The sequence below is a fragment of the Aeromonas sp. genome (assembly GCF_050633025.1).
Classification (GTDB): Bacteria; Pseudomonadota; Gammaproteobacteria; order Enterobacterales; family Aeromonadaceae; genus Aeromonas.
This window is the reverse complement of sequence record NZ_JBODRQ010000072.1, coordinates 1-18,897: the sequence shown is the minus strand read 5'-3', so window position 1 is coordinate 18,897 and position 18,897 is coordinate 1. Positions and strand designations below refer to the sequence as shown.

The 18,897-nt window shown below is 54.5% G+C and carries 15 protein-coding genes and 2 pseudogenes; 9 read left to right on the top strand and 8 right to left on the bottom strand.

What is annotated here, in order from left to right:
- The first annotated feature begins 26 nt into the window (after window positions 1–26).
- From ACRAUW_RS11110 to ACRAUW_RS11085, 6 genes are all read left to right on the top strand, one after another.
- Window positions 27–956 carry a TIGR01212 family radical SAM protein gene (locus tag ACRAUW_RS11110; RefSeq protein ID WP_431362328.1) on the top strand — a complete coding sequence of 310 codons (930 nt, stop codon included), beginning with the start codon at window positions 27–29 and terminating at the stop codon, window positions 954–956.
- A 485-nt stretch (window positions 957–1,441) separates the two neighbouring features.
- Window positions 1,442–3,586, top strand: coding sequence for a type I secretion system permease/ATPase (locus ACRAUW_RS11105; protein WP_431362327.1), 2,145 nt, complete (start codon window positions 1,442–1,444; stop codon window positions 3,584–3,586).
- Window positions 3,579–5,012 carry an HlyD family type I secretion periplasmic adaptor subunit gene (locus tag ACRAUW_RS11100; RefSeq protein WP_431362326.1) on the top strand — a complete coding sequence of 478 codons (1,434 nt, stop codon included), beginning with the start codon at window positions 3,579–3,581 and terminating at the stop codon, window positions 5,010–5,012. The genes ACRAUW_RS11105 and ACRAUW_RS11100 overlap by 8 nt, the downstream gene beginning before the upstream one ends.
- Before the next feature lie 37 nt (window positions 5,013–5,049).
- Window positions 5,050–6,366 carry a TolC family outer membrane protein gene (locus ACRAUW_RS11095; protein WP_431362330.1) on the top strand — a complete coding sequence of 439 codons (1,317 nt, stop codon included), beginning with the start codon at window positions 5,050–5,052 and terminating at the stop codon, window positions 6,364–6,366.
- 134 nt (window positions 6,367–6,500) lie between these two features.
- Complete coding sequence (locus ACRAUW_RS11090) at window positions 6,501–7,253, top strand: transglutaminase-like cysteine peptidase (RefSeq protein ID WP_431362329.1); 753 nt, start codon at window positions 6,501–6,503, stop codon at window positions 7,251–7,253.
- A 3-nt stretch (window positions 7,254–7,256) separates the two neighbouring features.
- On the top strand, window positions 7,257–9,182 hold the full coding sequence (locus tag ACRAUW_RS11085; RefSeq protein ID WP_431362325.1) for an EAL domain-containing protein: 1,926 nt from the start codon (window positions 7,257–7,259) through the stop codon (window positions 9,180–9,182).
- A 128-nt stretch (window positions 9,183–9,310) separates the two neighbouring features.
- Here the strand turns inward: ACRAUW_RS11085 and ACRAUW_RS11080 are convergent, their stop codons facing one another.
- The 6 genes and pseudogenes from ACRAUW_RS11080 to ACRAUW_RS11055 all read right to left on the bottom strand — a co-directional run bounded on the left by ACRAUW_RS11080 (window position 9,311) and on the right by ACRAUW_RS11055 (window position 14,502).
- The gene (locus ACRAUW_RS11080; protein WP_431362324.1) at window positions 9,311–9,766 is read right to left on the bottom strand and encodes a serine protease chaperone; all 456 of its coding nucleotides are present in this window, start codon (window positions 9,764–9,766) and stop codon (window positions 9,311–9,313) included.
- A gap of 18 nt (window positions 9,767–9,784) precedes the next feature.
- Entirely contained in the window at window positions 9,785–11,659 is a 1,875-nt protein-coding gene (gene asp / locus ACRAUW_RS11075) for a serine protease Asp (RefSeq protein WP_431362323.1), read from the bottom strand.
- 340 nt (window positions 11,660–11,999) lie between these two features.
- Window positions 12,000–12,164: pseudogene (locus ACRAUW_RS11070) on the bottom strand (IS66 family transposase); the annotation flags it as partial.
- Window positions 12,163–12,302: pseudogene (locus tag ACRAUW_RS11065) on the bottom strand (DUF6444 domain-containing protein); the annotation flags it as partial. The pseudogenes ACRAUW_RS11070 and ACRAUW_RS11065, both read right to left, overlap by 2 nt.
- 274 nt (window positions 12,303–12,576) lie before the next feature.
- Window positions 12,577–14,130: a methyl-accepting chemotaxis protein gene (locus ACRAUW_RS11060; protein ID WP_431362322.1), complete on the bottom strand. Its 1,554-nt coding sequence runs from the start codon at window positions 14,128–14,130 to the stop codon at window positions 12,577–12,579.
- A gap of 216 nt (window positions 14,131–14,346) precedes the next feature.
- Window positions 14,347–14,502, bottom strand: a complete 156-nt coding sequence (locus ACRAUW_RS11055) for a hypothetical protein (RefSeq protein WP_431362321.1) — start codon at window positions 14,500–14,502, stop codon at window positions 14,347–14,349.
- A 41-nt stretch (window positions 14,503–14,543) separates the two neighbouring features.
- On the opposite strand from ACRAUW_RS11055, the gene ACRAUW_RS11050 reads away from it, so the two are divergent.
- The gene (locus tag ACRAUW_RS11050; RefSeq protein WP_431362320.1) at window positions 14,544–14,756 is read left to right on the top strand and encodes a hypothetical protein; all 213 of its coding nucleotides are present in this window, start codon (window positions 14,544–14,546) and stop codon (window positions 14,754–14,756) included.
- A gap of 92 nt (window positions 14,757–14,848) precedes the next feature.
- Here the strand turns inward: ACRAUW_RS11050 and ACRAUW_RS11045 are convergent, their stop codons facing one another.
- Window positions 14,849–16,231 carry an amino acid permease gene (locus tag ACRAUW_RS11045; RefSeq protein WP_431362319.1) on the bottom strand — a complete coding sequence of 461 codons (1,383 nt, stop codon included), beginning with the start codon at window positions 16,229–16,231 and terminating at the stop codon, window positions 14,849–14,851.
- Between the two features lie 386 nt (window positions 16,232–16,617).
- Between ACRAUW_RS11045 and ACRAUW_RS11040 the strand changes: the two genes are divergently transcribed.
- Complete coding sequence (locus ACRAUW_RS11040) at window positions 16,618–16,914, top strand: hypothetical protein (protein WP_431362318.1); 297 nt, start codon at window positions 16,618–16,620, stop codon at window positions 16,912–16,914.
- Between the two features lie 239 nt (window positions 16,915–17,153).
- Here the strand turns inward: ACRAUW_RS11040 and ppsR are convergent, their stop codons facing one another.
- Entirely contained in the window at window positions 17,154–17,966 is an 813-nt protein-coding gene (ppsR, locus tag ACRAUW_RS11035) for a posphoenolpyruvate synthetase regulatory kinase/phosphorylase PpsR (protein ID WP_005344832.1), read from the bottom strand.
- A gap of 347 nt (window positions 17,967–18,313) precedes the next feature.
- Between ppsR and ACRAUW_RS11030 the strand changes: the two genes are divergently transcribed.
- Window positions 18,314–18,897, top strand: a 584-nt coding sequence (locus ACRAUW_RS11030; protein WP_431362317.1) for a PEP/pyruvate-binding domain-containing protein, incomplete at its 3' end; no start/stop codon positions are given.

Genomic DNA, 18,897 nt, shown 5'->3' with positions numbered 1-18,897 from the left:
AATGGCGCTCCTTTAGCGGAGGTGTCATGCAGTTACACGAACTCGTCAATACATTTGGTCAGGATCTTAAGCAGCGTCACGGTCAGAAGATCCACAAACTCTCCATCCACGGTGCCTTCACCTGCCCGAATCGTGACGGCACGCTGGGCCGAGGTGGCTGCACCTTCTGCAACGTATCCTCTTTCGCCGACGAGTCGGCCCAGCAACTTTCCGTAGTACAACAATTATTGGCTCGCCGGGACGAAGTCACCCGTGCCAAGCGTTATCTCGCCTACTTTCAGGCCTATACCAGTACTTATGCCGAGGTGGAGTATCTGCAGCGGATGTATGAAGAGGCGCTGTCAGTGAGCGATATGGTGGGGCTCTGCGTGGGCACTCGCCCCGATTGTGTGCCGGATGCGGTGCTGGATCTGCTGGCGGGCTATCAGGCTCGGGGTTACGAGGTATGGCTGGAGCTCGGGCTGCAAAGTGCCAATGACAAGACCCTGCAACGGATCAATCGTGGCCACGGTTATGCCGCCTATGAGGATGCGGTAAGACGTGCTCATCAGCGTGGCATCAAGGTATGTGCTCATCTGATCGTCGGTCTGCCGGGCGAGGTGCCGATGGACAGCCTCGATACCCTGCATCGCATCGTGGAGACCGGTGTTGAGGGGATCAAGCTGCATCCGCTTCATGTGGTTGAAGGCAGTACTCTCGGCAAAGCGTGGCAGGCGGGGCGGCTGGAGGTATTGACGCTGGAGCACTATGTAGAAGCGGCCGTTGCCATAATCCAGCACACTCCGCCCGAGGTAGTGTACCACCGGATTTCGGCCTCCGCGCGCCGCCCAACCCTGTTGGCGCCAGCCTGGTGTGAAAATCGCTGGACGGCCATGGCGGACATTGCCAAAGTCCTTTCATTGAGCGGCCCGCAAGGGTCCGCATTGGGCAGGTCCTTCATGCTTTCTGACCTGTAATTGGGTTCTGTGATATTATTTTCACGTAAAACATGGAGTTATATAAAAAAGTTCATACCCTAAGCTATAGTTTCGGTACGTGTTGGTTGATATAGTGACAAGACATAATCCATGTCATTGATTGCTGACAAAGCCAAAATCGTCATCGTAACGTATTGATTTTGTTTGATGAGAAAGCCCTGTTTTCTGAAATCTGGGGGGCAATAGTCTGAGATATAATTCATGTTGGGTTCATTTGGATCTTGATTTTCCCCTTTTGGTGTTAGCATTGTGTTGTTCAGGCATTTTTTACCAATATAAGTACAATGCGGCCCTTGTTGTGGTGAAGGGCATGGAGCATTGAGGGGGCGATCTGTCTGGACAGGGTTATCCTCCGAACAGGCTCGTCAGTGGGAAGGCCACTCGGTTTTGGCGTGGCTAATTTAAAGGGAAAATATGAGCGATGCATGCTTGTATCGACCTCGTTTATGCAGTGACAGGATGCTATGCAAGCAGAAACAAGTCGTATCGATGAGTTATTGGAGTGCCTGGTCTTCTTGACCCGTTTTTATGGTGTTCCCAACAGTCAGGATGCCCTGACGACCGGGTTGCCGCTGGTTTCTGGACGTTTGACAACCGCACTCTTTTGTCGCGCTGCCGAGCGGGGCGGCCTATCCGCTCGTGAAGTGATCCAACCGCTGACCGATATCTCTCCCTTGCTGCTGCCCTGTGTATTGCAGATGCGCAGTGGTGGCGCCTGCATATTACTGGAGTGGAACGAAGATCGTAGCCAGGGGAAAGTGATTTTCCCGCAGGCCGGTGATGCAACTCAGTGGTTGACGGCAGCCCAGCTGGGTGATGAGTATCTCGGTCGCCTTTTCTATGTGAAGAAACAGTTCAAATTTGACGAACGCTCTCCCAAAGTGCTGGAAACCCGTGATGGACACTGGTTCTGGAGTACATTGCTCGAATCCCGCGGTATTTATCGAGATGTGTTGATCGCCTCCATTTTGATCAACCTGTTTGCTATCGCAAGTCCGCTTTTTACCATGAATGTCTATGACAAGATTGTGCCCAATCTGGCGTTTGATTCACTCTGGGTGCTGGCGGTCGGGGCCATGGTGGTTTTTACCTTCGATTTTGTGATGCGCCAGTTGCGTAGTTACTTCATCGATATAGCCGGTAAAAAGTCCGATGTGCTGCTGTCGGCCAAGATTTTTGCCAAGGTAATGGGAATGCGGATGGAGTCACGTCCCGCTTCCACCGGCGCCTTTGCCAAGCATCTGCAGGAATTTGAATCGGTGCGGGAGTTTTTTACTTCTGCAACGGTTTCTACTCTTATTGATCTGCCCTTTGCCATTTTCTTCCTTTTTATTATCTGGATGTTTGCCGGTGTGATGGTCGTTGTGCCCATCGTGGCTATGTTGATCCTGATCGCCTACAGCTTCTATATTCAGGAACCCCTCAAGCAGTCCATCGAAGAAGGATCACGCCTTGCATCCCAGAAAAATGCCAACCTGATAGAAAGTATTTCCGGACTAGAAACCGTCAAAATTTTCGGTGCCGAGAGCATGTTCCAGCATCGCTGGGAGCAGGCCGTCTCCCATATTTCTACCTGGGGTGTGCAGACCCGACGCATTACCAATGCCATGTCCTCGCTGGCCAGTTATATTCAACAGGTGGTGACGGTCGGTCTGGTGATCGTGGGTGTTTATCAGATCTCTGAAGGCTTGGTAACCATGGGCGGCATGATCGCTGCTGTGATGCTCTCCAGCCGTGCAATTGCCCCCATGGTGCAACTTTCAGTGTTGTCGACCCGTTATAACCAGGCCAAGTCGGCGCTGGATATTCTGGAAAAAATCATGCAAACCCCGGGGGAGCAGGAGGAGGGCAAGCAATATATTCATCACCCGGTGATTGCTGGTCGAATTGAATTCGAGAATGTCTCGTTCAAATATCCGGGCATGGAAACCAGCACTCTGCACAATATCAATTTGCGTATTCAGCCAGGCGAAAAAGTGGCGATTATTGGTCGGATTGGGGCGGGTAAAACGACCCTCGAGAAGCTGTTGATGGGGTTGTATCGACCGACCGATGGTTCGGTCCGGATCGATGGTTTCGAAATAGACCAGTTACCTCCCTCGGTGATCCGTCGCAATATCGGCTGTGTCCCGCAAGATGTCATCCTTTTCTTTGGTTCAGTGCGCGACAACATCATGCTGGGCAATCCACTGGTGGATGATGTGCGGGTACTGCGTGCGGCTAAACGGGCGGGCGTCACCAACTTTACCAACCGGGATCCCAATGGGCTGGATCGGCAGATTGGTGAGGGGGGGCGCCAGCTCTCTGGTGGTCAGCGTCAGGCGATCCTGCTGGCTCGCGCCCTGCTCAATGATCCCCCTATTTTGGTGATGGATGAGCCGACCTCCAACATGGACAATCAGTCCGAGATGCAGGTGAAACAGGAGTTGGCTCGACTCGGCCCAGAAACCACATTGATCCTCATCACTCACAAAACCTCAATGCTGGATGTGGCATCGAGGGTGATCGTCATCGAGCAGGGGCAGATCGTGGCCGATGGTCCCAAAGAGGTGGTGTTGCAGCTGTTGAAGGAGGGCAAGGTGCGTGTGAAGGAGGTGTCCCATGGTTAAGGGAATCATGGACTGGTTCAAGCGCAGCAGACAGGCCCCTTCCGGTGATGTGTTGCCGCCACCCGAGCATCTTGAGTTTGTCGATGACGGCGCGGCAGCTGTGCTGCTGAATACGCCGACCGGAGCGCGTATCCTGTTGTGGTGCTGTTTTCTATTTTTCATGAGTGCGATTGTCTGGGCTGCTTGGGCCGAGCTCGATGAAGTCACCGTGGGTCAGGGTAAGGTTATTCCGTCCCGTCAGCTGCAGGTGATACAGAATCTGGAAGGGGGGATCGTCAAGGAGATCTTCGTTAAAGAGGGGGATATCGTCGAAAAGGGGCAGCCGCTGTTGCGCATCGATGACACCCGTTTCCGCTCCGATTTTAGAGAACGTGAGCAAGAGGTTGTCACCTTGAAGGGGGATGTTGCACGTCTGCGCGCCGAGATGGCCAGCGTCGAGGTGAAAAACGACCCGGCACTGGGGTGGCGTGAACAGGTCATGGTAGGTGAAGCACCAATCCAGTTCCCCGATGGTTATGAAACCGTCTTTGCCGAATATGCCAGCCGTGAGCGCTCGGTACAGCGAGATCGTCTGAATAACCTGAAGAACCAGCTCTATATTCTTGGTCAGCAAATCGAGCAGAAAGAGCAGGAGCTGATCGAACTGAACGCCAAAATTCGCACCGTGAACCGCAGTGTGGATCTGGCCAGACAGGAGCTTAATATTAGCCGTCCACTGGCGAAAGAGGGCATTGTGCCTCAAGTGGAGCTAATCAAGCTGGAGCGGCAGGTCAACGAGATGCAGGGGGAGTTGGAGAGCAATCGCCTGCTTATTCCCAAACTCAATTCGGTGCTGCGTGAGACCATATCAAAGCGCAATGACATAGCGCTTACATTCAGGGCTGACTCCCAAACCGAGTTGAATGAAAAGCAGGGACAACTGGGGCGGTTGTCAGAAGGGCAGGTTGGCTTGCGAGACAGGGTTGACCGGACCAGCGTGATGGCACCGCTCAAGGGCACCATCAAAAAGCTCAAGATCAACACCCTGGGCGGCGTGGTGCAGCCCGGTATGGATTTGATGGAGATTGTGCCGCTGGAGGATACCTTGCTGGTAGAAGCCAAGGTGTCACCGAAAGATATCGCCTTCCTGCGACCGGGGCTGGATGCCATCGTCAAAATTACTGCCTACGACTTTACAATCTATGGAGGATTGCATGGCAAGGTTGAACAGATAAGTGCGGATTCGATCCAGGATGAGGAGGGAAACTCCTTCTATCTGGTTCGAGTGCGTACCGAGAAGAGTTACTTGGGCGATGAGCTTAACGCACTTCCCATCATCCCCGGTATGTTAGCCAGTGCTGATATCATTACTGGTAAAAAAAGTGTCCTAGACTATTTGCTTAAGCCGATTTTACGGGCAAAGCAGTCGGCACTGAGAGAACGATAAGCCAACAATCTAAAAACAAATTATGACTGGAGATAACATGAAAAAAACGATTGTTGCCATGCTGGTCAGTGGCGTCACCCTGATCCCGGGCCTGGGTCAGGCCCAGACTCTGGAGGAGTCGGTGACACAAACACTCGCCACGCATCCCAAGATCAAGGAAGCGTTTGATCTTTATCAGGCACGACTTTATCAGCATGATGGAGCCAAGGGTGGCTATTATCCAACGATCGATCTGCGTGGCGGCGTAGGCTATGAAAAAACTGATAGCCCTTCAACTCGTGCCAATAGCAATATTGATGACTCCATGACTCGCAAAGAGGCTGGACTCAGCTTGCGACAGATGTTGTTTGATGGCTTTGATGTCAGCAACAACGTCTCCCGAACCGAAGCTGAAGCCAATGCCCAGCGTCTGGCGATGATCTCCGAAGCAGAAAATACTGCGTTGCGAGTGGCTGAGGTCTACCTCAATATGCTGCGCCAGCAGGAGATCCTGGAACTCTCCAAACAGAATCTGGAAACTCACGAGCAGATCCGCAGCGATATCCGCAAGCGCACTGATTCAGGGCTGGGCTCTACTGCGGACCAGACCCAGATTGATGGTCGTGTTGCCCGGGCCTATTCAAATCAGGCCGCTGCAGAAAACAACTATCGCGACGCAGAGAGTGAATTTATTCGTGTCGTGAACGAGGTACCAAAAGATCTGGTTCAACCGGTTCCCAATACCGCGCTTATCCCGACCAGCCTCGATACTGCCTTGAAAACGGCGACCGAAGTTCATCCGACCCTGCTCTCTTCCCTGCAGGATGTCGAAGCGGCCAAGTATCAGCATGAAGGGGCCAAATCCGGTTTCTACCCCAATGTGACATTCGAGGTCGATCAGAACTGGAATGAGGATGTCGATGCGGTCAAAGGGCGTAACGATGATCTGACCGCCATGGTGCGGATGCGTTATAACCTGTTCCGTGGCGGTTCAGATGTGGCAGAGAGCAATGCAACATCGGCGCTCTACTCTCAGGCGAAAGACATTCATCTGAATGCCTTCCGCCAGGTAGAGGAAGGCACTCGTCTGGCCTGGAATGCAAAAGAGTCGTTGACCAAACAAAAGACCTTCCTGAAAGAGCATGTTGATGCCAGCTATGACACCGTACAGGCATACAAGAAGCAGTTTGGCTTGGGTCAGCGGACATTGCTGGACGTATTGAACACCGAGAACGAATTGTTCGAGGCGCGTCGCAGCTATATCACTGCGGAGTATGATGCTCTGCTGGCGGACTATCGCATTCTCAATGCGACAGGCAGCCTGCTCAATGCATTTAGTGTAAAGCAACCCGCTGAATGGCAGGCCCGGCAATAACCGTTTGCCCATAATCCCGCCGGGATGATGAATGCTGACATGGTGACTGCGGTGGCAGTCACCATGTTTGGCTCAAGCAGGTGGTTGCATGGGCTTTGTGGAGTGCAGCAGCGATAATGCAGCAGGAATATGATGTGACACTCCAGCGCGGAACCGGTAGCAGATGGTGTTATCTCTTCAATGAATGGAGATGCCGATTGCTACGCGCTCTGCGCCACGTTTTATGGATCCTGCTGTTACCCTTCTCACTTCTGCTCTGTGCCAGCCAGCCTCTGCCACAAGAAGATCTCAACTTGATCAAGCGGGCGGAGCAGAGCTATGGCGCCAGAGCCGGCAAGCGTGTAACCAGTTGGCGTATGCTGGTCATGGAGACAAAGGGTAGGGCTCTGAGCGAAGAGAAAAAGCTCGAGCGGGTCAATAATTTTTTCAATCGGATGCGTTTTATTGACGATACCAAGTTGTGGCGTAAAAAGGATTATTGGGCAACCCCGCTGGAGTTTCTGGGGGCTGCCGGAGGCGACTGTGAAGATTTCAGCATCGCCAAATACTCTACGCTGCTCGAACTTGGGATCCCGGATGATAAAATGCGGATGGTGTACGTAAAGGCTCTTGATTACAACCAGTTTCACATGGTGGTGGCATATTATGAGACACCCTCTTCCGTTCCGGTGATTTTGGATAATTTGATAGGCTCGATTCGCCCTGCCACACAGCGGCGTGATCTGGTGCCTATTTATAGTTTTAACGGTAGTCACTTGTGGTTGATGAAGGCGAGAGGCCAAGGGGAACTGGCTGGTCAATCATCCCGCTTGGGATTATGGAATGATTTACGCAATCGCATGACATCAGGGCGATTGGCTCGGCCAGTGGTGAATTTGGATGATTAACCTATGACGCTCTATCGACAGTTATTAGCTACCATGCTGCTGCTGTTTGGATTGTTGTTTGCGGCCACATACTGGGTGCAATTCAATTCAACCCGTACTTATTTGGCGCAGCAGCAGGAAACAACGGTCATCAATACGGCAACCTCGTTGGGGCTTGCGCTCACTCCCTATCTGGAGAATGGAGACAAGGTTGGTGCCGAGTCGGTGATCCAGGCCGTTTTTGATGGCGGCTATTATCGGCAGGTTCGTCTTGACCTGCTGGCATCAAAGGATGTCATCGAGCAGGAGAATACCTACAACATTCAGGGGGTGCCACAGTGGTTTGTAAATTTGGGGCTGTTTCCTGAGGTGTCCAACGAGTCAATTCTGACCTCTGGCTGGTTGCAGCTGGGAAAATTAAAAGTGGTTGGTCACCCCGGCCAGGCTTATCACGAGTTGTGGCGAGGGATGAGTGAGCTGGCGAGCTGGTTTCTGGTTGGCTTTTTGATCACCACAATTTTGTTGATGAGAGCACTCAACTACCTACTCAAGCCACTCAAACAGATCTGTGATCAAGCCGTCGAGATCGAGCTGCACCATTTCGGTCATACGATCCCGGAGCCTAAAACCCATGAATTGAAGCAGGTCGTTCAGGCTATCAACACTCTCTCAAGCAAGTTGGCGTTGCAGTTCAAAGAGCAAGCCGATGAGGCCGAGAAATTGCGTGAGCGGGTTTACGTCGATGCCGTGTCGGGACTTGGCAACCGAGCCTATTTTGTGGGCCAGGTAAACGCATGGATAGCGGAGGCTGGTCAAGGTGGTGTCATGCTGGTTGCGGTCGATATGCTGGATGATATCTATCGCGATGAAGGCTTTGCGGCTCGAGACAACATGGTCAAATCGATAGCCCAAGCCATGAAAGAGCAGTTAAATGGGTGGAACGGCGCAGCTTTGGCTCGGATTTCTGCAACGGAATATGCGTTGCTCTGTCCAACAGATGATCTCACACAGCTAAAAGAGTTGGCAGAAGTGATTAATAGTCGCATTGCCGATCTGGTGGTGAATCCAATGGGTGAAGGTAGTGCGCTCTCTGTCATCGGTATTGCAGGACGCGATGGTAATGATGATCTCTCTGCCTTGTTGACCAAAGCTGATAATGCGCTTGGCAAGGCGCGCAATGAACGCCGTGGTTCTGTGGTGATGGAAGGTGGCACCGAGCAAGGTTTGATGGGGCGCTTGGCCTGGCGAGATCTGGTACAAGATGCTATTTCACGGCAACTTTGGCGCTTTAAAGCCCAACCAGCTTGCCGATTTGATGATGGCGTCAGATTGCATGCCGAGCTGTTTGCTTCTATCTCTCGGGATGGCACAGATTATTTTGCCGGTCAGTTCTTACCCGCCATTGAGCAGTTCAAACTGGGTGGTGAGTTTGATCAGGCGGTGCTGAGTGCTTGCATTCCTTTATTGCAAAAGCAGTCTGATTTGGTGTTGGCGATCAACATTACTGCTGGCTCGCTCTGCTCGGATGAGTTTTTAACCTGGCTGACGCGCTATCTGACCGAGCAAGCTGATCTGAAAGAGCGGTTGTTATTTGAAATACCTGAAGCTGCCATCATGAAACATAAAGACAACGTGGCTGCGTTGGTTAGCACCTTGCAAGCTCATGGTTTCCAGTGGGGGGTCGACCACTATGGCCGTCACTTCCAGTCTCTGGGCTATCTGGAGGAGTTGTTGCCTGCGTATGTCAAAGTCGATCACGGTTATACCAGTCAGGTCATGGAACCGGGGGCAGACACATCATTCCTGGCCGCAGTGTGCCGTGCCGCACACAATGCTGGGGTGATCACCATTGCGACCCGTGTCGAGGATCAACATCAAGTGGAACTGCTTTCCAAGTTGCATATCGATGGTTACCAGGGATTTGTTCATCCTGCCTTCCCATTGTCTTGAATAACATGGCCTCGATAGGCTGTCTCGTATACAAAAGTCCCCGGCATCGGCCAGGGACTTTTTGTATCAGAGACAGGCTTTCATCTCGATATTATGGATATCGAGAGATATCCAAGTAGCGTATTGCCCTATTTGGGCTGCTTGATTGCCCCGGACAGCTCGATCTGCACCTTCACCCCTTCGCTCCTGAGCTTGGTTGCGATGGCGTTGAGGTCGGAGCCTGGTTTGGCCTCGAGCAGGGCGATACCGCCACTGCTCTGTTTGAAACTCAGGCCGTGGCGGCTTGCCAGTGCGGTGGCGTTGGCATCGTCAGCTTCCACCAGCAGGGTACCGCTGACGGTGAGCTCAGGGCTGGCGGCCCCTTGCATTAACACATCGCCGCGGCGCAGGGTCTGCTGTGGGACCTTGCTGTCAAGACTGCGGGCGACCCGCGTCTTGCTGCCATTGTCGGGAATGAGGTAGGTCTGGCCGTTCACCTCTATGGTGTTGTACTGCTTGCCGTCCATGGTGACGTCTTCGGCGCAGAGCTGTCCCGAGAGGGGGGCCAACAGGGTCGCCAGAAGCAAGGTAACAGGTTTGTTCATGGTAATACTCCTAGCGTGTTAGCTGCGATTGGCATCGTGACCCAGGACCCGTAGGGACCATGAGATCAGCTTGCCCGGTTGACGATTATTGCGCTCGGTCAGGGTGGTGCGCGCCCAAGTTTTGCGATTGAGCAGAGAGACCTGACGGCTACCGCTGGCTATATCGGTTACCTCCAGTCGCCACAGCCCTTCGGCCGATTCACCGTAGAACTTGTGGGAGAGCAGGCGCATGTCTCGCAATCCCTTGGTTCGTACAAAGCCCAGCTGCTGTTGGTCGAGAGATTGGCCGACCAGACTGTTGAGTGGGCTCAAAAGGATACTGCGAGTGCCGGAGGGAGAGACCAGCTCGATCAGTAGGTCGGGAAGGCGCTGGTGATCAAGACTGACCATCACCTGAACCGCTTCCACCGTCAATGGTGTCGCGATGCGGGTTGTTGAGCTGGTCGGACTATTGCCTGCATCTGCAATGGCAGCGGCACTGCCGGTGACATTGATTTTCTGCCAAGGCAGTTGTACCAGCGGGGAGAGGGGTTGGTGACTGGCTGCCAGTGCAAGGGCCTTGTTGACGTCGATCAGGCCAAAACCATAAGTGGGGCTGAACCACATACCGGCGGTGTTATTTTCCCACCCTTCCAGCCCCTTCACCTCGCGCACCTTACCGGTGCTGCTGGTGTAGCTGACCATCACAGGTTGATGTTTGGCATCGACCCGGGTTGCGCTGCGCGCCAGCAGATCCCGCAGATCACGCACCGACAGATCCGGGTAGGCGGACATCAGCAGCGCCATAGCGCCGGAGGTGCTGGGGGTGGCGGAGGAGGTGCCGTTCATCACGCCGTTGTAGTCGCAGCTGGCATCCAGTTGCGGGTTGCCGTGCAGCCGGTTGGTGCTGGGCTCATCGGTGCGGTTGTAGCCCATGTCGCAGTTGGGCAGATCCGTGGTCACCATCGCCGGAGAGTTGGTGCCATATTCGCCGCCGGTCGCGCTCAGGAAGACGTTGCTGCCGATGCTGGAGTAGGAGGATCTGACGCCATCTGCGTTGAGCGCGCTCACCACCAGGTTCCAGAAGTTGCTGTTTGAGGGATCGATATTGCTATTCTCAAACGGCAATTTGGGGCCGTTGCCGGTGCGATTGAGCACATAGGCGCCCGCCGCTATCTTGTTGAAGCCGTTGCCGGCAGCCTTGATATAGGCGGCGCTCTGCGCCTTGAGGGTTTGCTGTTCGAACAGTCGGTCGAGCTGGGCCTGATCCAGATCGTTGGCCGGACGGGGATCGACCAGGCTCATGCCATAGCTCTGGTTGAACACCCGGTTATCGCGGCTAGCATCACTGGCGCCAAGGGCGTAGAGCCAATCTTTCTGCAGTTGCTGGCTGTTGTCATCCAGCAGGTTGAACCCCTGCAGCTGGGCCCGCGGGGCGATCCCCTTGATGCCGATGGCGTTGTCTACCGCTGCTATGATGCCGGAAACCGAAGTGCCGTGCGCCGTATCCGGATCGGTCGGGGTGGGGTCATCGCTGCCGGTCACCACGTTTTTTGAGCCCGGACGGATGTTGTCGGATAGATCTGGGTGGGTGATGGCCAGACCATCATCCACCACGGCTACATTGACCCCCTGACCCAGTACGCCGATGCGGTGAGCCCACCAGAGGTTGAGGTCGTTACCCGCCAATCCACTACGGGCACTGAAGGCATCCTGGCCACTGTTGAGCAGGTACCACTGTTGATCCTGCAGCGGGTTGATGCCGGGCAGACAGCGCTCGCTGCTGCTGCGACCGGTATCCAGCCCAGCCTCCTTGCCGGTCAGGGGGGCACAACTTTCATTTGCCTGAACAGATGCAACTGGCAGCGCCGACAGCAGTGCTGTGATCGCCAGTGCTAACGATGTTTTCTTCATTATTTCTAAACTCCATCTTATAGAGCACCATCCTGGGTGCGATGGAGATTTATACACGCACTGGTGGGATTCAAAAAGATCCAAATTAAAAAAGTTATACGGGATTCAAAAAAGTCTATTTTACATTGTGGTAATCATTCCCATGATGCTGGTTATGTGTTATTTTGAAAAAATATGTGATTTTTTTATGGCATGTTTGCCATCAGCTTGCTATTTCGTGACCCTCTTTCGCTGCAGCCATCTAGATACGGGGCAATTCCGAAGCGGCGCGGTACGCTCTTGCCATCGAATGCCACATGACTATGTCATAGCTGGAGTAAAGTAACGTCCACCAGCCGGGGCTTGACTCACACAACTTGACAGGTATGGGATAATCCGTTTTCTCGATGCAGGCCCGGATGATGGTGCGCAGCCACCCCGCTGGAGAACGCCTCATGCGTTTGGCCGTCACCATCAACGGCAGGATACGCTGACGAAACAACTCCCCACGGTGTGACCGGTAGCCGTCGAGGCGGAGCACTTCCAGGCCCAACACTGGAGGGGGCTTGGCAGAGTTGCCGCTGTGCTGGTTGAGACGGTCCTCCAACTCGGTAATCCGGTCCAGCAGCTTATATATGAGTTCGTGGGCCTGCTCGAGAGTCAGAGAGTGAACCGCGGGTGTCGGGTGTTTTTTTGGTCATGCCAGCGATGATGCAACACGAGCGGGATTATGCAAGATGCAGATGGGGAGCAAGAGACGATCATCCCATCTCGATCTCCAATTGTTGGGGGCGGGCTCTCTGAGCATGGGGCAGCCCATTTATTGACCATGCAGCAATTAGATCAAACCCCGAGATCTGCGTCCAGGGGGTTGCCAGCAGACAGAGGGGCCCCCAGACGGGGAGCCCTTCGTTTATATGGACTTCATCAGCATGCGGCTATCCGAATGTCCGGCTTAGGTCCTTGAGCTGGCTCGCTTTGCTCTGCAAGTTTGCACTGGTTTTACTGACCTGATCGATCTTCAGGCTGTTGTCGTGAGAAAGCGATGATATCTGATTAATATTAATGCTTATTTCGTCGATTACCACTTTTTGTTGGGTCACCGCTGTAGATACTTGATTGGAAAAATCAGAGACTTTGTCTATCTCGAACACGACCTGATTCAGGTTGCCGGTGCTTGCACGGGTGGTGGCGAGACAGTCATTGGTTCTTGTCATATTGAGATGCATCATCTCTTTCCATCCCCCCAAGGTTTGCTGGATATGGCCAATACTGCTCTGGATCTGCTCTGTCGCACTGTGGGTTCTGGTTGACAGGCTGCGCACTTCGTCCGCCACGACGGCAAAGCCGCGTCCATGATCGCCCGCCCGCGCCGCTTCGATGGAGGCATTGAGCGCCAGCAGGTTGGTTTGATCCGCAATGCCGCGAATTTCGCTCATGATGGTGCCGATCCGCTCGGATTCACTCGCCAGCTCGACGGCTGACTGGAAGGCCTGCTCCGCCTGGATGGCCAGTGCCGACATCTCTTCTCCCGCTTCCGAAAGCTGGGTGCTGGTGGTGATGCAATGGTGGCGGGCTTCTTCGATCTGGCTGTTGCTGTCCTGAATATTGCGGCTGATCTCTTCGGCAGTAGATGCCATCTGGGTGACTGCAGTAGCGACTTGCTGAATTTGCATATCCTGCGAGGAGATATCTCTGCTGGCAAGCGCTGCCGAGCCACTCAAGTTGTTGGCGATGGCGCTGAGCGAGAGGGTGGTGTCATCGACTCTTCCCAGCACGGTTCGGATTCTGGCCTGCCAGAGCTTGATATGGAAATCGGCAATGCTGTGGGGGGCATCCCCCGAGAAGATAAGGCGGCTGATGCTGTCATAATCCTGCTCGAGCTGCTGCAAGAATCGCGGTGTGAGGAAGAGTGCGTTACGGTTGAACCAGAGGGCTGCCAACAGGGGAATGATGATCCAGAGTGCCTGCAGTGGTGTGAGCAGCCAGAGCGCGCTGATCACGCTGAGCAGCAGCAGGGGGATGGTCATGATGGTCGGCGTGACCAGGCGTAGCCCCATGTGAATGGCAGAGTCTGTTTCGCGGGCCTTAAGGGTTTTGTACATCTTGTTGGCACGCGCTTTGTGCTCTGCTGAGGGTCGGCAACGGACGGATTGGTAACCCACCATCTTGCCATTTTCATAGATCGGGGTGACATAGGCATCAACCCAGTAATAGCTGCCATCCTTGCAGCGATTTTTGACTATGCCCCGCCACGGCTTGCCCGCTTTTAGATGGGCCCAGAGATCGGCAAATGCCGCCTTGGGCATGTCCGGGTGGCGTACCAGGTTGTGATGTTGTCCCAGCATCTCTTCAAGGCTATAGCCTGCTACCTGACAAAACGCCGGGTTAGCGTAGGTGATGTCGCCTTTGAGATCAGTAGTCGATACCAACTGGACCGTGTCGGTAAATTCAACTTCGGTATCTGCAGTGTGAGGAGTGTTGGTTACCATGATCAGGCTCCGGTTTTGCCATAAGGAAATGTTTCGTCTGAGTATGGCAGAGGTTACTTACGTTATTATTGTGTTTATCATTAAATCTTCTGCGATTCGCAGGAGTGTCTATACATCTTTTATCGCCACGCTTTGGCGAGAGGAAGCAAGCCACGTAACATGGCATGACTTATAGCTGCGGGCGAGACAGGTAACGCAATGAAGTTGGATGCGATTTTATGGGATTATGACGGCAGCCTGATTATTTTTCTGCATCTGCTGGATCTTCTCGTCGGAGATCTTCTGTCGGATCAGGCTGACCCCAGTGCAAATGGCCAGAAACAGTAGCGACAGCTCTACCGCCAGAAACATCTGCGCTGTATCGGCCAGCATGATTAATAAGCATCAGATCAAGGCGGGGGCAGGGGCTGTCGGTGGGTGAGCTGCAAAGGCAGCTGGCGATCCCGGGATTGACCCTCAGTCACCATATTGCGGCACTGGTCTCGGTTGGGCTGGTGAAGCAAAACCGGGAGAGTCGTACCCTGCTGTGCGTCTCTCAATACGCGGTGCTGGAGGATATCATCGTCTTTTTCCGCGACGAGTGTTGTGTCAACAGCCCGGAACATCGGCAAGAGATGCCTTCCTGAGGGCTACGGCTACTCCGTGAGTTGGGCTGCGCGCAATAAAAAACGCCGATCATCCGATCGGCGTTTTGCCTTGATGTCACTCGCGGCGGGAATTAACCCAGATTGGCAGCGACCTTGTTTTGGGCTTGTCCTTTGCGCTTGATGATAAAGCCGATGCCCAGCACCACCAGCCAGGCGGGGATCAGTTCGACCGAGATGCGGAAATCGGGGGTCATATACATGATCACCAGGATACCAGCCATGAACGCGAGGCAGAGGTAGTTGCCGAAGGGGTACCAGAACGCCTTGAACTTGGGCTGGACACCCTCTGCGACCTTGGCCTTGCGGAACTTGAGGTGCGCGAGGCTGATCATCGCCCAGTTGATCACCAGTGCGGAGACCACCAGCGCCATCAGCAGACCGAAGGCCTTGCCCGGCATCAGGTAGTTGATCAGTACGCAGAGCAGGGTGGCGATGGCCGAGACCGAGAGGGCAACCAGCGGCACGCCGCTCTTGTTGGTCTTGAGCAGGGCTTTCGGGCCGTTGCCCTGTTTGGCCAGACCGAACAGCATCCGGCTGTTGCAGTAGACGCAGCTGTTGTAGACCGACAGTGCCGCCGTCAGTACCACGATGTTGAGCACGGTGGCGACCAGATTGCTGTCCAGAGCGTGGAAAATCATCACGAACGGGCTGCCGCCTTCCACCACTTTACCCCAGGGATAGAGGGACATCAGGATAGCCAGGGCGCCGATGTAGAAGATGAGGATGCGGTAGATCACCTGATTGGTGGCCTTGGGAATGCTCTTCTCGGGATTGTCCGCTTCGGCGGCGGTAATACCGACCAGCTCCAGACCGCCAAAGGAGAACATGATCACCGCCATCGCCATCACCAGACCGCTGATGCCGTTGGGGAAGAAGCCGCCCTGAGCCCACAGGTTGGTGACGCTCGCCTCTGGGCCGCCGGCACCGGAGAGGAGCAGATAGCCGCCAAAGCCAATCATGCCGATGATGGCGACCACCTTGATGATGGCGAACCAGAACTCCATTTCGCCAAACGCTTTGACGTTGGAGAGGTTGATGGCGTTGATCAGCACGAAGAAGAAGGCTGCCGACATCCAGGTCGGGATCTCGGGCCACCAGTACTGGACATAGATGCCCACCGCGGTCAGCTCGGCCATGCTCACCAGCACGTAGAGCACCCAGTAGTTCCAGCCGGACGCAAAACCGGCAAACTCGCCCCAGTATTTGTAGGCAAAGTGGCTGAATGAACCGGCTACCGGCTCTTCCACCACCATTTCACCGAGCTGGCGCATGATCAGGAAGGCGATAAAGCCGCCGATGGCATACCCCAGCAGGACCGAGGGGCCTGCCATCTTGATGGTTTGGGCAATACCCAGAAAGAGGCCGGTGCCGATGGCGCCACCCAAAGCAATCAACTGAATGTGGCGGTTTTTAAGGCCGCGCTTCAGCTCCTCACCGTCTTGTTTCAAATCCATGGGTCTGTCCTTACGTCTCTGTTGTCTCTGGTCGGTGTTGGGCTCATCCTGAGCAGGCCGCAGTGAGTAGCCAAAACCTGACGAAAGCTGTATTTATTTCGTTACGCCATGCAATTTTCAATTTTTAGTGTTGGCTGGCAACCGAAGCAGAATAGTGATAATCCGCCATGAATGCACCTGTTTTCCATCTCTAATGGCCGTGTTTTGTACCAAAGGCAGCTTTTTCATGATCTGAAGAGGCTTCTCGGTAGTTTTTGGTTGATGTTTGTGCAATCGAATTCTGTTTTATTGACATTTTGTCTTGTTGGTGTGCTTTTGTGGTGCCAAGCCACAAATGGATGCAAATGATGCCAAACAAGCGAGAGTACAGGGAAGAGTGCAGGGAGTTGGAGTACAGGGAACGCGAAAGCGTGCTGCAACAAGGGATTGCCCGGGGAGTGCTGGTGACGCTCTGGTTGGTGATAGCCGCCAGTCCGCTGCTGTTGCTGGTGGCCGCGATTATGTTGTTGGGTTGGCTGTTACTCGGTGATCAGGGGTTGCTGCACTACTGGCAGTCGCTGTTGCTGGTGGGTGGGGTAACGGGGGCGCTCGTTGGCGGCTGGCTGGCGGAGCGGGTTCGCCTGCGTCACGGTTTGCTGGCCTTCTATGCCCGGTTGATGAACAACCCTGAGCTCAATCGTTAGTTAACGCTGGCGGTTTGCCGAGCGCCGCAGAACGGAATCGAATAGCGGCTAACTGGCAGCAGGTGACAAGGGCACAACGGCAAGGTCGACAAGAAGAGGGATAAGCATTTGTGGTGCTTATCCCTTTTTTATCCACGCTTTTCACTGTCATCTATGTGAATTACAGTTCGCAACAGCTGACTTTCGCCGCGACACTGTAATTTTTATCTTTTGTTGGTGCCGATATCTGTCAAGCTGGCTTAACAGAGCTGGCGGCGCAGACCGGTCGCCTCGAGGACCTTGGCGCTGATCTCCTCCACCGAGTGGGAGCTGGTATCGAGAAAGCGGATCGCCTCCTGGCGAAACAGCCGCTCCACGCAGGCCAGCTCCTGCTCGCACTGTTCGATGGAGGAGTAGCGGCTGTTGGCACGGCGCTGGTTACGGATCTCGTGCAGCCGCTGCGGCGCTATGGTGAGGCCAAACAGCTTGTGACGGTTGGCCTTGAGGGGGGCGGGCAGCTCCAGCATCCCCATGTCCTGCTCGATAAAGGGGTAGTTGGCGGCGCGAATGCCAAACTGCAGCGCCAGATAGAGGCTGGTGGGGGTCTTGCCGCAGCGGGAGACCCCGATCAGGATGATGTCTGCCTCGTCGTACTCTTTGGTGGTGATGCCATCGTCGTTGGCCAGCGCAAAGTTGACCGCCTCGATGCGATCGTCATAGAGCTTGCGGTTCTCCATGCCGTGGGTGCGGTGGAGGCGGGGCTCGGCTTTGACCCCCAGCTCCTGCTCCAGCGGGCTGACGAAGGTATTGAGAAAGTCGTGGCCGCACGCCTCCGATTTCAGTACCTCTTCCCGTACCAGCGGGTCGACGATGGTGTGAAACAGAATGGGGCGTACCCCGGTCTGGCGAAACTGCTCGTCGATCCGCATCCGTACCTGACGGGCTTTCTCCAGTGTCTCCACAAAGGGGATAGTGATCTGCTCGAAGGCCAGCGGAAACTGGCTCAGTACCGCGTGGCCGAACACTTCGGCGGTGATGGCGGTGCCGTCTGAAACATAAAATACGGTGTGCACGTAGGGCTCCTGTGATACCGCGGGTGGGGTCGCATGGGGTAAGGGGTGAGAAGTATCTCCCGAAACCATACCAGTTTTGTCAACCGGTCTGCTGTGCCCAAGTTGTGAAGTGGCTTGCAAACCTGAATCGTTATCTTTTTGTGTCGCCATTGTAGAATGTTCCGGTCATTCGACCATCCCCAACGCTTGCTCGGGGATTTTTTTGAAAATCAATAGAAAACGTTTTCATGGTCGTTGGCAACAAAAGAAACAGACAATAACGCACCTGACTTACCCATAACCTCATCGATTAAATCGGGCGCACGAGGTGCTATGGCATCGGTGCCCACCAACCTGGAGACATCCAAGTGCAACAGTACGTGCTCTGGTACGAACAACTCGGAATGCAGGACGTAGAACGAGTTGGCGGCAAGAACGCATCCCTTGGCGAGATGATCAGCAACCTCTCTGGCGCCGGCGTATCCGTGCCGGGGGGCTTTGCTACCACCGCCTTTGCGTTTAACGAGTTTCTGGAGTCAAGCGGCCTCAACGGCAAGATCCACCATCTGCTCGACAATCTCGACGTGGACGATATCGCCGCCCTCAACCGGGCCGGTCAGCAGATCCGCGACTGGGTGATCGACGCCCCGTTCCAGCCCGAGCTGGAGCAGGCTATCCGGGTTGCCTATGAAAAGTTGAGTGCCGGTTTGGGTGATGGCATGAGTGCCTCGTTTGCGGTGCGCTCCTCCGCCACCGCCGAGGATATGCCGGACGCCTCCTTTGCCGGCCAGCAGGAGACCTTCCTCAACGTACGTGGCATCGATGCCGTCATGACGGCGGTCAAGCATGTGTTTGCTTCTCTGTTCAACGATCGCGCTATTTCCTATCGGGTGCATCAGGGCTATGACCACAAGGGTGTTGCCCTCTCGGCCGGGGTGCAGCGGATGGTGCG